The sequence below is a fragment of the Aquimarina mytili genome (assembly GCF_016735115.1).
Taxonomy (GTDB): domain Bacteria; phylum Bacteroidota; class Bacteroidia; order Flavobacteriales; family Flavobacteriaceae; genus Aquimarina; species Aquimarina mytili.
This window is the reverse complement of sequence record NZ_JAERQJ010000002.1, coordinates 64393-79884: the sequence shown is the minus strand read 5'-3', so window position 1 is coordinate 79884 and position 15492 is coordinate 64393. Positions and strand designations below refer to the sequence as shown.

Here is a 15492-nt window from a genome sequence, read left to right as displayed (position 1 = left end):
AAACCAACAAACCATGGAAAACACACAAAAAAACAAAAAGAAAATAGCCATACTTGGTAGCGGTATGTCGGCTTTAACAGCTGCTTATGAGCTTAGCTCATACAAAGATTGGCAGGATCATTATGATATTACAATCTATCAAATGGGTTGGAGATTGGGTGGCAAAACAGCTACAGGTAGAGGTCCAAACGAGAGAATTCAAGAACATGGTATCCATATTGCACAGGGATGGTATGAAAATGCTTTTCGTCTAATACAGGATTCATATAAAGAATGTGAAAAACACAATCTAATGCCCGATAGTCCTTTTAAATCTTGGGAAGATGCTTTTGATCGAGAAGATACTACCCTACTCACTCATTTTGATCCTAATACAAACCAGTGGATCAAAAAAAATATTATTTTCCCTTCTAATGAATATATACCAGGGCAAGGTGGGCCTTTACCATTTTCGGCTATTGTACATAAAGCTATAGGCTTAGTTGCTGAAATTTTGTTCGGTATAGATCCAAACAAAGATAGTCTTATGAATATGGCTACAGAATCTGCCAAAGAAATTAAACCGCCAGAGCATCATCCACTATGGACTAATTTTAAATCTAAGTTTGAAACGTTTATAAAGGATAAGGTTTTTAAACACGAAGGCGAAAAATTATTGAAATATGTAGCTGAATTGATTCATAACCTAACTAACGGAGATCATGATCACGCCAAGCGAAAAGCTCATCATTCTATTATCAAAGAGTTACTTGATTTACTTTCTAAATGGGTAGCAAAGCTTATTGATTCCATAACAGAACATAATGAGTACTTTTATTGGTTAGCCGTATTCGTAGAATTCGGGCTTGTCAATATGAAAGGAACTTTTGCAGATGTGTATAACCCCGAAACTCATGAGTTGGATTATGAACAGATTAATGATTTGGATTACAGAGCATGGCTCAAAAAACATGGGGCAAGCGAACGTTTGTTAAGCTCTGCAATGGTTAGATTTCTTTACACCGGAACTTTCCACAACCTCACAGGATCTGATGGGCAAGGTAGTTTGGCTGCTGGAGTTGGGCTTCATTTTCTTACAAACTCTGCGGGTTACAAAGGTTCTTTTGTATGGAAATTTAAAGCGGGAACTGCAGATACGATGATCACTCCGATTTACTTGGTGCTTAAAAACAGGGGTGTAAATTTTAAATTTTTTCATAAAGTTGAACAGGTACATTATTCAGATTCTGGTGCTATAGAAAAGGTGTCAATGGCCGAGCAGGTCACTTTAAAAAATGGCAATTATACCCCTACCTATAAATTGAAAGGTCTTGATGTATGGCCGGGAGAGCCACTTTATGATCAAATAGATGATCAACAAGCTATAGCACTTAAAGATGGACAATATGATCTCGAAGAAGCTTGGTGTGGTTGGAAGAATGTAGGACAAATTTCATTAGAAAAAGGTAAAGACTTTGATTATGTGATTTTAGGGATTCCTATTGATGTTCTGGGTGGTGATGAAGGTATTTGTAAAGAAATTATTGATAATAACCAGGCTTGGAATAATATGTATAATCATGTTAAAAGTATCCCTACCATGTCTATGCAACTATGGATCAAACCTACATTGAAAGAATTAGGTATGAATTTACCGGATTGGGGTTTTCCAGAAGGATCATTACCCAATTTGGTCACGTATGCTGATCCGCAATATTCGTTTATTGACATGTCACAGGTATTGCCGTATGAAGATTGGAAAGAAAATAAACCTGGCGTATTGATATACTATACCGGATCATTTTTGGACCCAGAAATTATACCTCCATTCTCGGATCATAATTACCCACATGAACAGTTGGAACGTATTATGAGGGTTTCTGAACAATGGTTAAGAGATAAAATGGGATGGTTCTTTAAGAATGCAACTACTTTGGAGTACCCTGAAGGAATGAGACTGGATGTAATATATGATTTCTCAAAGGCAGCCAAAACGGATTATGGTAGACTCAAGACCCAATTTTTTAGAGCTAATGTAAACCCAACGGATAGATATACCTTATCACTTCCAGATACAAATAAATACCGTCTAAAAGCAAATGAGTCTGGTTTTGATAACTTGATCCTTACAGGAGATTGGATTGATTTTGGCGTTAATGTGGGATACTATGAAGGAGCTATTGTTTCAGGTCTACAAGCTGGTCAAGTACTTCGCGATATACTTGGATTACCAAGTGAAACTGAAATTTTTAGTGGAGTGCAGTTCAAATAGTAATAAATACTAGTTTTATATTAAAAAAGGAGTCGATTTAAATTATTTAATCCACTCCTTTTTTTTATAATTACTGTTTATTCAGTAATGAAAAAACATAACTTTCCCCCTCATTACGTATATCTAAACTTGTCATTGAAAGGCTTGTATGTTATTGTATGTTTAATTTAAATAAAGTTCCATTTCGTATTGATTTACAGTGTTTTTCAGTTTTATTTTATTTAGAAAATCAATCTTTTCTGTCAATGATTCGTCAACATTATTAATCTTTATAGTTTTTGAAATACTTTGTATCGCAGCAAATAGCCTAGTCCAATTATCCGTAGTGTTTTTTAATGTATTGAATTGTGCTAGATTTCTATTAAGAGGATTAACAACAAAATATGAATCTAAAGTATTATTAAATAGAACAGCATAGTATTCATATTTACCTCTGCTAATTGTATTAAAATGATTATCCCATGAATACGTATTTTGATCCAATGTGTTCCAATCAAAATATTTTGTATTCACTCTTTTCAATTCTACATCACTAGATAATGTATCATTAAGAATAATATCGCCATTATAGCATTTGTAGTTTTTAATACAATGGAACCCTATTTTTTTATACGCTTTTATTGCTACTATATTCTCTTTTATTACTTCAAGTTGACATTTAGTTACTCCATGTTTTCGTAATTCTGGGATAGCAAATTGATATATCGAATGAACTATATTTTGTCTTCTAAATTCTGGTAATACTCCTGTACCGGTATTAAAAGCAATAATATCATTCTGTCGCTGATCTATAGCATTTATAATAAATCCAACCAATTTTTCATCATAAAACATTCCATACGAAAGGTCTAAACGAACCTTAGCCATTTCCCAACGTTGTCTATAATACTCATGATCTGTTGGCATTTTTACGAAGTAGTTTTCAAATGCTTTTAAAAAGCACTCCATTAGTACCGAAAACTCTATAATATCCAAACGTCTAATTTTCATATATTTTCTTAATCTTTACAGTATAAAATTACATGTTATTTATGAATGATTGGACCAATGTTATCTACATAACACAAATTGCTGAATAGCAATTTTGGTATTACTTTTATATAATAAATAAAAGACAATATAAGTACATTGTCAAGTTTTGACGTTTTGGTTATCACATGTTTCGAACTGCATTTGGTATATGTTTTCATTGTTCTTTAATTTATCACTTCATCTACCGCTTTATCCGCATGAATGGCTCCCGTATCAAATGTTGGAATGGAAAGGTCACTCTCTTTAATAAGAATCGGCAATTCAGTACAACCAAGAATTACTCCTTCTACTCCATTCACTTGCTCATTTTCAATAATTTTCTTTATGATTTGTTTTGAAGCTTCTGTGAATACTCCCTTTAGTAATTCAGTATAAATAATAGTGTGAATAGTGTTTCTGTGATGTTCATTCGGAGTTATAATTTCTAACCCATAATTCTCTGTTAGGATTTTAGTATAGAAATCTTTTTCCATAGTATATTTCGTTCCCAATAGAAGAATTTTTTTTAGGTTTCTTCTTTGAATAGCTTCACCTGTGGCATTTGCGATATGTAAGAATTTAATTTTAGTATTCTGCACGATAGCTTCGCTTGCAATATGAATTAGGTTTGTACATAACAAAACAATACCTGCACCTGCTTTTTCAAGCTGCTTAGCACTTTTTGCAATAATATCTCCAATCGCATTCCAGTTATTAGAAATTGTTAGTTGTTCTATTTCTGCGAAATCTACCGAAACCATAAGGATTTTTGCAGAATGCGAACCTCCCAGAACTTCATTTACTCTTGTATTAATACGTTCGTAGTATAGTTTTGAGGATTCCCATCCCATCCCTCCTATGAGTCCAATTGTTTGTGTTTGCTGTTTCATAAATATATCTTTAGAAGAAGCTACATATAGCCTTAATTAGAATGTTCTGTTAAATTGTAAGTTCATCACATTTTTTAAATAGTTGCTTCTTTCAAAAGTATGAATGAATATGAGGTTTAATCAAAAAGTTCATTGAAGGATTGTTAGGCTATAGTTGAATATTTTTCAGCTACAATCGACTGTAAAGATTTGTATCTTTATTCTATGGAATTAAAGTACTTCAGGCTTATAAAAACAATTACAGAAGAAGGCAGTATTGCAAATTCATCTGAACGCTTATTTTTAACACAATCGGCTTTAAGTCATCAACTAAGGGATTTAGAAGAACGCCTGGGCTTTAAAGTATTTATAAGAAGCAGAAATAAATGGGAATTAACTGATGAAGGCACAGAGCTTTATAACCTGGCTAATAAACTTTTTAGTTCAATTGATGAAAGCTTTAACAATATCAAGCACATAAAGGAAGGTTCAAAAGGTTCTATTAAATTAAGTGCAGAATGCCAATCTTTTTTTCATAGCATCCCAGGGTTTATTCAGAAAATGGGAATGCTATATCCTGAAATTGATATTGATTTAACGTTGGGTGCTACACACCAAACGATTTCGCAGGTTTTATCTAATGAAATAGATATTGCAATGGTTACCTCAAAACCTGTATCTGAAGAGTTAACTAGCATTAAATTCTATCAAGATGAAATTTTTGCTATCATGCATAAGGAAAATCCATTACATACATTTGAGTATTTAGAAGGTAGCCATTTTTTTGATATTCATTTACTGATCAATTCTTTTCCTATTGAAGGAGTCTCAGTGTACGAACATTTTTTAAAACCCAATAAAATAACTCCAAAAAAAATATCCGCTATTCCGTTTACCGAAATCTCTTTATCGCTAATTGAAGCAAATATGGGTATAATGTGTGCACCTAAATGGCAATTGAAATCGTTCAAATTATCTGATCAAATTAGTTTTAAGCGTATTAGTAAGAATGGTCTTAAACGAAACCATTATATGGTCGTAAAAACAGTCAATAGAAACAAGAGGTATATTTTTGATTTTATCTCAAGTTTTGAAGAGGATTTTATTAATCTAACGGACTGAAAAATGATTTCGTCTTATATTACTTCGCTTATTTCATTTGACCTATACACAATTGAATTGTGTTTCTTAAGTGTATAGGTAAACCAATATTATCATTTTGCAATTTTAGATTATAAGCTGTTTTGGCACCAATCCAAAATTTTAGCAATATTTCTGGCATCATCTACTCCCCTATGATGTGTACCCTCTAAAGGAATATCTAAAATGCCTAGGGCTCCTTTCATACCAACCTTTTTTCTTAATCCTTTTGTTTCCGAAAAAAGTGTTTTTACATTGATGTGATTTTCAGAAAGAGGATATTCTATTCCAGAATATGAACATTGTTTTTTCATCATGTTTAAATCATATTGCCCATAACTTGCCCATGTATATTTTTCACTATTATATTCCGTTCTCAATAGCTCGCAAGCAGCTTGAAAAGAAATTCCTTTTTCATCTAATAACTCTTGAGTAATGGTAGTAAGTTCTGTACAAAAAGAACTCACTACCGACCTTTCTGGTTTGATAAGGATGCCTTGATTTTTAGAAATAGCTCCTGTTTTAATATCTAAAAGGCAGATACCAATTTCTATAATCTCATTGACTTGTCCTTGAGGAATAGATCCCTTCCAGCAAGTAGCTTCAAGATCTATTATTATAATTGTATTTGTTGTTTTCATTTTTTTAATTATTTCTTCTTCGATTTTTTAGAAGTACTATTCTTAGAATTCTTTTTCTCAGGCATTTTGCCTTCAATCCTTGATTTTTCTTCCTTTAAATCATTAATAAAATTGTTGTTATAGGCATTATGTTTAGCCTGTTTTATGCACTTCAGTGCTTTTTTGTACATCATTTTATGTTCAAAATAGATTGCTTTTTTTAGATATAATACTGCTTTATCTGTTCCTTTTATAGTCAAAGCAAAATCAATTAACTTTTCTGCTTCGTTATAATCTTCATTCCATAACAAAACATTGATATACTTAGGGTAGATATCTACAGCATACATATCTTGGGCAAGGGCCTGTTGGAAATATTCTTTTGCGGCTTCAAAGTTTTTAAGTTGTTCAGCATAAATTTGACCCATTAAACCTAGAGCTACAGGATTATTTTCGTCGTATGACAAGGCATAGCTTAATGATTCTACAGCTTCTTCAAGATTATATGGATAGGCGTCTAATGCTTGAAATAAATATTTATCTAATAATATATTGCTCATTTTTATCTTTTTAACTCGTTGCGTAGATCTTTTTTTAATTGATTTCGCTTGTTTTTGAAGGTTTTAATCTTCTTTTCTTTTTTAAAATCGGTCCCTTTAAATATTCTAATCGGATTTCCTCGTTCTACGTTGAGATGATTTTCCCATTGGTCGGTTAAGGATTGCTTAAGTTTGTCCAACTGGGTTTCTAATATCTTATCTTTTAATCGCTCAATGGCTATTTTTCGATTTTGATGTTGAGAACGGCTATCCATCACTACTACAGTAACTCCCGTAGGTTGATGAATTGCTCGTACAGCTGAGTTAACCTTATTTACATTTTGACCACCAGGACCCGTACTACGCATTGTTTGAAACGTGATTTCTTTTTCTTCAATACTTTTCAAATGCACTGGATCCAATTCATAAATTCCTATAAACCAATTTTTTCGTTTATGATATTTTCGAAACGTAGAGGTTCCAATCCATTGTACAGTACCTAACCAAGAAGGTAAAAGGTTAGTAATCTCATCCCCTTTCAATTGAATTGTTACGGATTGTACTGTCCCATTTTCTGAGCCTTTTATTCTTTGGATGATCGTATATGATAATTGTACTTGTTTTACTTCTTCCAAAAAACATTTGAGCACTTGGGCAACGACCCAGCAACATTCTGCCGGGCCTCTGCCTGCTGTTATTTGTATAACTTTTTGATTCATTGTAATAATTTGTTATTTATCCATACGGACAATTTTTGGCGTAAATGTTCCTAATACTTCTATTAACTCTTTTTGATTGGCCATCACTTTATTAATGTCTTTATATGCCATTGGAGCCTCATCGATTCCACCGCCAATAAGTGTTACATCATGCGCTTTTAGCTCTTTTTTAATCTCGCTTTTTGTAAATTTTTCTTTACACTTTCTTCGAGAATGTAAACGACCAGCACCATGCGACGCAGACTGCAAACTTTCTTCATTTCCTAATCCTCTTACAATAAAACCAGGTGCCGTCATAGAACCAGGAATGATTCCTAATTCGCCTTTGGCTGCAGGCGTAGCTCCTTTTCTATGTACGATACATTCTTCTCCGTTGACTTGCTGTTTCCATGCAAAATTGTGATGATTTTCAATTTTTGCTACCGGTTTTGATCCCAAAAGCTTGGCTATTCGTGCATGAATATTATCATGGCACGCTTTTGCATAATCTCCTGCTAAATTCATAGCCAACCAATATTCTTGACCATCGTGTGTGTTTAAATCCAACCATGCTAATTGCTGGACATGCTTTGGTAACGGACATTGTTTAGTTGCCAAATACGTATAATGTTTTGCTATGTTGGCTCCTAATCCTCTAGACCCACTATGCGATAAGAGTCCAAGATACTCGCCCGCTGGTAAATTCCATACATTATTGGTTTCTGAAATAGAGACAATTCCAAATTCTACAAAATGATTCCCTCCTCCAGAGGTTCCCAACTGCTTGTATGCTTTATCTTTTAATCTTTTTACCAGAGGAATGGTTTTAAATTCTTCTCGCTCAAAGATTTGGTGATCATGTTTTGTCTTATGTGTTTCATACATCCCAAATTTGGTGTGCTCAGAAAGTATATTTTCCAATTGGTGCTTTTTACCTTTTAGATAAGAAACCGCTATCGGATAGATCGTTAAACACATTTTACAACCGATATCTACTCCCACTCCATATGGAATGACAACATTTTTTGTAGCCAATACACCGCCAATCGGTAAACCATAACCTGTGTGAGCATCTGGCATTAATGCTCCTGCAGTTGCTACTGGCAGTTTTAGAGCATCAAACAATTGGTATTTGGCTTGTTCGTCAATTTCATTTTCACCATAAATCTGAAAAGGAGATCGAGTTATTTTTAAAACATGTCGTTTGACTTCAACAGGTTTCAATAAACTCTCGGCTATTTTACCCCAAATTCCATCACCTAGATAATCTTCAGGATTTAGCAATACTTTTTTGGCCTCAGTTAATATTTGTTCTTTTTTTACTCGTTTATGATATCGATTAATCTGACCTAAGGTCACATTAATACTATTATTTTTTGGAAAGCCTAATTTGATTAAGTCTTTTCCGCTAAGTTTCTTTCCCATAACTTACATTTTGAGATTCATCGATAACGTATCCTTTTGAGAGATACTCTTGATTTAATTTTATATCTTATGTTTCGGGTAGTTATTAATACTTCAACAAATGCATTATGAAAGCATTGAAGCAAAAAATCCGAAACTTTTAGGGCTTCGGACTTCGTTAAATATCTAATTGAAAGATTATTTATCGATGAAGTCCCGAAGCATACTCAAAAAAAGACCTTGTCCTTTTAGAGTCGTAGTATGTAGCTTTAAAAAAGTCATTGTACTTCGGTTTTTAAAGATTATTATTATATTATTTCGCCTTTGATTACACATAAACAAGATCTGTCTAATGCCTAGGCTCGTAATTCTGTTTTGCGATGCAAATATGAATCTAGTTTTTGAATTTCGCAAGTAAAAATTCAATTTATTTTATTGATTTTCAAATAGTTATAATGAATTAAAGCATAGGAATTCCAGTCCGTTTTTTAACGGATATTGTCTCGTTTTGTAATCAATTGTTATTCTGAAACTTAGCTTTCAAATGACATTCGATTTGATTTTGGTAGTTTTCTAAAAATAGATCATAAAAAAAGCGTCCAAATTGTTGGACGCTCATGCTTTTTATATCTTATTATAGTTTTACTACCTATATACTTGATTTGAAAACAGCTTTTCAGCATCCTTTTTATGTAAACTAAACAACATCATAGGCATAAAATTTGTCTTTTTGATTCTCGATTCAGATGCAAATATGAAATAATTATCTTATTCCATCCAAATTTATTTTAAAAAATAGGTTACGCTATTTTGTTTTGAGATTAAAATCATCATTTAGGTTGTTGTTGTGTAATACAATGTATCATCCCTCCATTTTTATAAACATTCCTTACATCTATGCCTACAACAGTTCTGTTAGGATATAGACTTTGAATTTTGGAATTCGCTATAGAATCATTTGGATCATTATAATTGGGAACAAGTACTTTTGTGTTGGAAATATAATAGTTAACATATGAACCTTTATACCCTAAATCTTCTCCGTAGGTTGTAACAACATTGTTTTTGGTCAAAGGAAGTTTGAGAAATTTATAGGGCTCTCCCCTTTCATTTTTTGCTTTAAACAGTTTGTTGATATCTAATGGTTTTACATCAAAATCCAACAAATCATTTCTATTCATAGTTATTATGACTTTGTTATTGGCAAATCGCGCAAATCCATCTATGTGTTGATCAGTAATTTCTAAACCTATTTGACCATCTAACCAGATAAAATTAGTAACTCCTAAATATTTTGTAAAAATATCCTCTGCTTGTTTTTGAGTCATACCGGGGTTTCTATTTTCATTCAGGATAGAACTTCTACAAGCCATTAAGGTTCCTTTTCCGTCTATTTCTATGCTACCTCCTTCATTGATCATTATAGTATTAAGATTGATTACTGGTAAATTTTGTTGCTCTCCAATTTTTTGGGGAATGGCGTTACATTTCTCAAAATCTGTTTTTTCTCCCCAGCCATTAAATCCCCAATCTTGAATTACTAATTTACCATTTTTGTCTCTTACATAAATTGGTCCATTATCACGCACCCAGAAATCATCTGTTTTATATATACTGAATTCAATATTTTCTAATGGAATTTTTTCATCATTCAGAAGTCCCACAATTCTATTTTTTTCGGTTTGATTGTAGGCTATTATATATACCTTCTCACTAGAAACTAATTCACGTGTCATATCGATCCATGTGGATTCGACACGATTTCTGAAAGTTTTCCCATATTGGTACTGATGCGGCCATTGTAACCACGTCCCTTCATGAGGATCTCCTTCTTCAGGCATGGTATAAAAGATTTCATTTTGATCCTTGAAAGAATCATCGGTACTATTACAAGCGAACATTACAATGGCTAACATTAAAATATATAAACTCATTTTTATCAATTTCATATATCACAGACTTCAAAGAAAAGGTATTGTTACAGTTTCGCACTCTAATATGTTCAAATTGAAGTTAATCAGACTACAGTGTTAAATTATGATAGAGCCTTTAAATAGATGTTAATTAAGATTAGTTTAAGAAAGAATATTGTATCTTAAATATTATTCTTTGTATATGTTTATTCATACTAAAATATGGTTACTTTCGTTTGCTCTTGTGGTGTTAGTTTTACGTACTTGTGTGCAAGATATGAGTACTTCTGAAGTAACCGATATTGTACCTCCACTAGAAGAAAAAAAGAATATTTCAACAAAAATATCTAACGAAAACTCATTCGAAGAGTGCTCTGAAATTACTCGAGGTGTTCTCATTACTTTTTGTGGTAGTTGTCACCAGAGTTCTTTGGATTCTCATAAAGCTGGTGCCATACAGGTTTTTGATTTAGATAAAATGGCCAATTGGCATACTTCTTTATCAGAAGAGAATCTAAACGGGATAGCGCGACGTACTCAAAATAAGGACATTACCGATCAAAAAAAAGAAGCTATTGCAACCTTCATAAAATTAAAGGAATTACAGTTGGAATAATGGTAAAGAATACTCCTTTTTTTTAGGCAATAAGCCACAGTATTCAATTATTCTATTGTCTCCTTCCAAGAGATAGGTTTTTATTCTTTCTCTTAGTCTCTGTTTTAGTTTCTATTTAATCAGAGAATCAACCATTTTTACATTATCTTTATAAGGCAGCCGAAATTTTGGTTTCATAAAAGTTAATATCAAATGGCTGGAAAACCTGGAACATCTCAGTCTACCCATAAGTTTGGTACCTTTTTGGGTGTTTATATGCCCAGTATTCTTACTATATTAGGGCTAATCATGTATTTGCGTTTTGGTTGGGTTCTGGGTAACCTGGGATTGATCAAGACCATAATTGTTGTTTTAATGGCCAGTTCTATAACCTTCATTACAGGATTGAGTGCATCGGCTATTGCAACGAATATCAAAGTAGGTGTCGGTGGAGAGTATTTTATGATTTCTCGTAGTCTTGGATTAGAACCTGGAGGAGCAATAGGAATACCTCTTTACTTATGTAGGACATTAAGTGTTACTTTTTATTGCTATGGTCTATCAGAAGCCATCTTAGCATTATGGCCTGTTACAGGTATCACAATTCCATCGTATACTTTACAATTAATGACTATTGCCTTTATAGTTATCGTTACAGTGCTTTCTGGAAAAAGTGCCAAATTGGTCCTACGTTCTCAAATACCTATTATGATCCTGGTAGGCGCATCAGTTTTGGCATTAATGATTGGTGTATTAACCAAAGATCTTCAAATGCCGATTACTAAGGCGACTTATCAAACAGCTCCAGAGGGATTTTGGTATGTATTTGCAGTTTTTTTTCCGGCAGTAACTGGGTTTACAGCTGGTATTGGCATGAGTGGAGATTTAAAAAACCCTCAAAAATCAATTCCTAGAGGAACACTGGGAGCTGTTGTTTCTGGAGCAGTGGTCTATTTAATTATTCCAATTTTATTGGCAATTACAGGAGCACTTACTATAGAACAAATGACCAATCCTGAGGCAGGGGTAACCATATGGACACGTTTGGCAATTTTAGGACCATGGATTGTATATCCTGCTGTTTGGGGAGCCGTATTATCTTCGGCATTTGGTAGTATACTTGGCGGTCCAAGAATTCTGCAAGCTTTATCTATGGATGGTTTAGTGCCAAAATTTTTGTCAACTCTCTCTAGGTCTGGACAACCTACTATTGCTACTTGGATTAGTGGTGTCATTGCCGTAGGTGCTGTGTTTTTAGGAGGATTAAATACTATTGCCCAATATGTTTCAGTTTTATTTCTCACCTTATATGTGGCTGTAAACATGAGTGCTGCTATAGAACAGTTAATCAAAGAGCCTTCTTACCGCCCTACAATAGATATACCTTGGTATATCTCTATCCTTGGTGCTGTCGCTGCTATGGTGGTAATGTGGCTAATTAACCCATTTGCATTTGCATTTGCCTTGGGATTAGAGGTACTTATTTTCTTATATCTTATGAGTAAGAAACTAGAACAACAATGGGGAGATGCCTCTACAGGAATTTGGATGCATTTAGGCCGATATGCTTTACTTCGATTAAATGCGAAAAAAGTTCATCCCAGAAACTGGAGACCAATTATTATACTGTTTGTTCGTGATATTAACGAGCATATTGAATTAGTAAGATTTACCGAGATGTTAGGGCAAAATAGTGGACTGCTTACGATTTCTAAATTGATTACTCTTGAAAATGAAAGTGAATTCACCTTGAAAAATGAAATTGCTCATGAAATGCAAAAAGATCTTGCTCTAGCTGGACTACAAGCCCTTACAGAGGTCCATATAGTTACCGATCTTAAATATGGGATGAACCATGTTGCGGCTGGACATGGTGTAGCAGGTATCAAAACGAATACCGTAGTTTTTGGATGGTCGTCTACACATGAAGGTAAAATCAAAGAGTTAGAGATTATTAATGATATGGCACGATCTGGGAAGAATGTTTTGATTGCGCATATTAATAAGCCTTTCCCTAAAAAAGTAAAGAAAAGGATTGACATATGGTGGCGAGGACGAGAAAATAATTGTGATCTTATGGTATTGTTGGCCTATTTAATTCAGCTCAATAACAAATGGAAAAAAACAACCATTCGTATTTTTTCTATTACCCATTCTGAAGATGAGAAACAAACTTTAGAAAATCATATTCGATTCTCAATTAGGGAGGCCCGAATCGTAGCCAATGTTATCGTAATTGTAGCACAACCCAAAGAAAATGTTTTGGATATATTATTGACAAAGAGTAAGTATGTAGATCTTGTATTTTTAGGACTGGCTAGAGGAGTGAACCAAGTTGAAGAACGTGTTACATTTATTGATAACATCCTATCAAAACTTAATCGTGCGGTATTGGTACAAAACAATGGCGTAGAGAGTGAGATCCCGGTCATTTTTGATTCTAAAAGCACATCAATAAAGGTGTAGTAATTATCTATTACATATCATTATCTATAGACAGCGGTTAAACCTAATACTTCCCTTCTCTTTTTTTGGTTAATTCATCTACATGGACTTTAATTTCTGAGTAATTGCTATTTATTCTCATTAATAAATTCAATTACTTCGTCTGCAAACAATCCAGCTTCTGAAGCCATTGGACTGTGACCTGATTTTTCGAAAAAAACCAACTTCTTAGTTGTAGAACCCAAATTATCGTATGCTTCTTGTGCAAATCTGGGCGGTACAATCATATCATACCTTCCCCATAATACTAAGGATGGTATTGTGATTTCGGATAACCTACTCGTGTACGAAAGATTTTCCCATAGTCCTTGATTTGTTAATATTGCAAGTGTTCTGTTTCTGCTCCACAAAGCAGTTAAAAAATTATACCTAAAAAAAGTATTACTATCAAAAACTTCATTATTTATCACTCCATTACCAACAAGTATATCTTCTGCTTCAAAAGCTTCATTATTCATTCTAAAAAAATCACTTTCATCATAAATATTTGGATCTACATTATTTACCAAATTAGTAGCTCCTGTCCAATAGTCTATGTTATTTCCGATATCAATCTGTTCTGAAGCTACTCTTTTAAAATTGTCAATATATTCAAAATACAATCCTTTTGGGGCATGAACGCCATCTACATCTATCCATCCTTTAAATTCATCCTGGTTTTTTAATAATGTTGCTGTGCCTAATGTACCTCCCCAACTATGACCCATTAAGAAAAAACGAGAATCACTTCCATATTTATGTTTAATAACCTTGACCAATGCCAGAACATCTTCTGCCATAATATCAATGTTAATACCATTCTGGGAATAACTACCTTGAGCCATCCCAGAACCCCTTTGATCAAAATAGACCACTGCACAAGCCTTTTCGATCTCACTTTTGATAGTTCCTCCTCGATATCCTAATCCAGTATCACCTGGTCCCCCATGTAGTATGATAAGAAATACTTTTTCTGAACCATTACCGTAAATATATGCCGGCATGTCTGCTCCTTTATGACGTACAAATATGGTTTCACTTAAGTCTTTTATATTTTCTTTTGAGCATGAAAAAAGACTAAAAAGAACGCAGGTAAAAAATATGATTTTAAGGTTGTTAATTGTTGTTTGCATCTCTTTTTTTCTTTTTAAAATTAAAACGATACCCATATTCTAAGAAAACCGAGGGCAAAGTACCGGCATTATATGGTGTTTGTAGCATTAGGTTAATATTAAAATATCTTCCTGTTAGCTTTTTATTTTTCCGAAACTTGCCAAAACCAATAGACATGGATGGTGCATAATAACTTCTACCAGGAAAAAATACTCGTTCTACTCTGTCATTTTTCACCTCATAAGTTTCTGGAAGTATTGAACGATAATACCCCAGTGGATTTAGGGTTATACTAAACTGTTTTCCTTTGGTATTTGTTCGTCGCCAGATCAATCCATAATGAGTAAAAACCCCAGTGTCTGTAGTAGTACTAGGATTAAAAGTAAACCCCAGGCTTCCATTAAATAAAAACTGGTTTGAAATTCTTTTTTGCCCGCCACGTTTACGTTCTTTAATTTTAATTTTTTCCTTCCAAAGGTATTCTGCACCTACATTTAATCCCTGATTCCATAGAATATTACCAAAGTAGCCTGCTTTAAATTCTGTTCTTTCTAAGAAGCTAAGGGTATCCTTTACTTGTTTACCTTCAGGCGTAAACTGTGCGTGAATTTGAAATGAGATAAAACAAATGCAACATAGGAAGGTTTTTTTCATGTATCGGTTTGATATTGATCAGTTAATGCTAAAAGACCTAAGCAATTTTTGATTGTTGCAGTGCAATGGTTATTCTTCAACAAAAAACAGTACTCCTTAGTCGAAATTTAGCATTTATTAAACTGAGCTCTAAACCTACCAATTATTACATTCTATTTTAAGGTAAAAACCCATTGTAAATAGGGGCTGTTGACCCTTTTT

Annotated in this window: 13 protein-coding genes; 4 read left to right on the top strand and 9 right to left on the bottom strand. The window is 33.4% G+C overall.

The annotated features are described in order from the left end of the window. Positions 1 to 13 precede the first annotated feature (13 nt). Positions 14 to 2251: an NAD(P)-binding protein gene (locus JJQ60_RS05145; RefSeq protein ID WP_201917389.1), complete on the top strand. Its 2238-nt coding sequence runs from the start codon at positions 14 to 16 to the stop codon at positions 2249 to 2251. A gap of 162 nt (positions 2252 to 2413) precedes the next feature. Here the strand turns inward: JJQ60_RS05145 and JJQ60_RS05140 are convergent, their stop codons facing one another. Beyond that, positions 2414 to 3241, bottom strand: coding sequence for a GNAT family N-acetyltransferase (locus JJQ60_RS05140; protein WP_201917387.1), 828 nt, complete (start codon positions 3239 to 3241; stop codon positions 2414 to 2416). Positions 3242 to 3447: 206 nt separating this feature from the next. After that, positions 3448 to 4152 carry an aspartate/glutamate racemase family protein gene (locus JJQ60_RS05135; protein ID WP_201917385.1) on the bottom strand — a complete coding sequence of 235 codons (705 nt, stop codon included), beginning with the start codon at positions 4150 to 4152 and terminating at the stop codon, positions 3448 to 3450. Between the two features lie 204 nt (positions 4153 to 4356). Here JJQ60_RS05135 and JJQ60_RS05130 point away from each other — a divergent pair, with 204 nt between their 5' ends. Then, complete coding sequence (locus JJQ60_RS05130) at positions 4357 to 5253, top strand: LysR family transcriptional regulator (RefSeq protein ID WP_201917383.1); 897 nt, start codon at positions 4357 to 4359, stop codon at positions 5251 to 5253. A 110-nt stretch (positions 5254 to 5363) separates the two neighbouring features. Here the strand turns inward: JJQ60_RS05130 and JJQ60_RS05125 are convergent, their stop codons facing one another. The 5 genes from JJQ60_RS05125 to JJQ60_RS05105 all read right to left on the bottom strand — a co-directional run bounded on the left by JJQ60_RS05125 (position 5364) and on the right by JJQ60_RS05105 (position 10466). Then, positions 5364 to 5912: a 3'-5' exonuclease gene (locus tag JJQ60_RS05125; protein WP_201917381.1), complete on the bottom strand. Its 549-nt coding sequence runs from the start codon at positions 5910 to 5912 to the stop codon at positions 5364 to 5366. Positions 5913 to 5920: 8 nt separating this feature from the next. Further along, positions 5921 to 6451, bottom strand: a complete 531-nt coding sequence (locus JJQ60_RS05120) for a tetratricopeptide repeat protein (protein WP_201917379.1) — start codon at positions 6449 to 6451, stop codon at positions 5921 to 5923. A 2-nt stretch (positions 6452 to 6453) separates the two neighbouring features. Next, a complete protein-coding gene (gene prfH, locus JJQ60_RS05115) occupies positions 6454 to 7149 on the bottom strand; it encodes a peptide chain release factor H (RefSeq protein ID WP_201917377.1) in 696 nt (231 codons plus the stop codon). Positions 7150 to 7161: 12 nt separating this feature from the next. Next, positions 7162 to 8553 (bottom strand): RtcB family protein, encoded by a 1392-nt coding sequence (locus JJQ60_RS05110; RefSeq protein WP_201917375.1) that lies wholly within the window; start codon positions 8551 to 8553, stop codon positions 7162 to 7164. Positions 8554 to 9362: 809 nt separating this feature from the next. After that, the gene (locus tag JJQ60_RS05105; RefSeq protein WP_236669046.1) at positions 9363 to 10466 is read right to left on the bottom strand and encodes an agmatine deiminase family protein; all 1104 of its coding nucleotides are present in this window, start codon (positions 10464 to 10466) and stop codon (positions 9363 to 9365) included. A 181-nt stretch (positions 10467 to 10647) separates the two neighbouring features. Between JJQ60_RS05105 and JJQ60_RS05100 the strand changes: the two genes are divergently transcribed. Both JJQ60_RS05100 and JJQ60_RS05095 read left to right on the top strand, forming a co-directional pair. Next, on the top strand, positions 10648 to 11061 hold the full coding sequence (locus tag JJQ60_RS05100; protein ID WP_201917371.1) for a hypothetical protein: 414 nt from the start codon (positions 10648 to 10650) through the stop codon (positions 11059 to 11061). A gap of 192 nt (positions 11062 to 11253) precedes the next feature. Then, on the top strand, positions 11254 to 13506 hold the full coding sequence (locus tag JJQ60_RS05095; protein ID WP_201917369.1) for an APC family permease: 2253 nt from the start codon (positions 11254 to 11256) through the stop codon (positions 13504 to 13506). Positions 13507 to 13613: 107 nt separating this feature from the next. Here the strand turns inward: JJQ60_RS05095 and JJQ60_RS05090 are convergent, their stop codons facing one another. Beyond that, positions 13614 to 14657 (bottom strand): alpha/beta fold hydrolase, encoded by a 1044-nt coding sequence (locus JJQ60_RS05090; protein ID WP_201917367.1) that lies wholly within the window; start codon positions 14655 to 14657, stop codon positions 13614 to 13616. Then, positions 14641 to 15291 carry a hypothetical protein gene (locus JJQ60_RS05085; protein ID WP_201917365.1) on the bottom strand — a complete coding sequence of 217 codons (651 nt, stop codon included), beginning with the start codon at positions 15289 to 15291 and terminating at the stop codon, positions 14641 to 14643. Before JJQ60_RS05085 ends, JJQ60_RS05090 begins: the two co-directional genes overlap by 17 nt. Between the last annotated feature and the right edge of the window lie 201 nt (positions 15292 to 15492).

What these genes read in the sequence shown, in the direction of transcription:
- JJQ60_RS05145 (WP_201917389.1), top strand. Translation starts at nt 14, where the DNA reads ATGGAAAACACACAAAAAAACAAAAAGAAAATAGCCATACTTGGTAGC.
- JJQ60_RS05140 (WP_201917387.1), bottom strand. Translation starts at nt 3,241, where the DNA reads ATGAAAATTAGACGTTTGGATATTATAGAGTTTTCGGTACTAATGGAG.
- JJQ60_RS05135 (WP_201917385.1), bottom strand. Translation starts at nt 4,152, where the DNA reads ATGAAACAGCAAACACAAACAATTGGACTCATAGGAGGGATGGGATGG.
- JJQ60_RS05130 (WP_201917383.1), top strand. Translation starts at nt 4,357, where the DNA reads ATGGAATTAAAGTACTTCAGGCTTATAAAAACAATTACAGAAGAAGGC.
- JJQ60_RS05125 (WP_201917381.1), bottom strand. Translation starts at nt 5,912, where the DNA reads ATGAAAACAACAAATACAATTATAATAATAGATCTTGAAGCTACTTGC.
- JJQ60_RS05120 (WP_201917379.1), bottom strand. Translation starts at nt 6,451, where the DNA reads ATGAGCAATATATTATTAGATAAATATTTATTTCAAGCATTAGACGCC.
- prfH (WP_201917377.1), bottom strand. Translation starts at nt 7,149, where the DNA reads ATGAATCAAAAAGTTATACAAATAACAGCAGGCAGAGGCCCGGCAGAA.
- JJQ60_RS05110 (WP_201917375.1), bottom strand. Translation starts at nt 8,553, where the DNA reads ATGGGAAAGAAACTTAGCGGAAAAGACTTAATCAAATTAGGCTTTCCA.
- JJQ60_RS05105 (WP_236669046.1), bottom strand. Translation starts at nt 10,466, where the DNA reads ATGAGTTTATATATTTTAATGTTAGCCATTGTAATGTTCGCTTGTAAT.
- JJQ60_RS05100 (WP_201917371.1), top strand. Translation starts at nt 10,648, where the DNA reads ATGTTTATTCATACTAAAATATGGTTACTTTCGTTTGCTCTTGTGGTG.
- JJQ60_RS05095 (WP_201917369.1), top strand. Translation starts at nt 11,254, where the DNA reads ATGGCTGGAAAACCTGGAACATCTCAGTCTACCCATAAGTTTGGTACC.
- JJQ60_RS05090 (WP_201917367.1), bottom strand. Translation starts at nt 14,657, where the DNA reads ATGCAAACAACAATTAACAACCTTAAAATCATATTTTTTACCTGCGTT.
- JJQ60_RS05085 (WP_201917365.1), bottom strand. Translation starts at nt 15,291, where the DNA reads ATGAAAAAAACCTTCCTATGTTGCATTTGTTTTATCTCATTTCAAATT.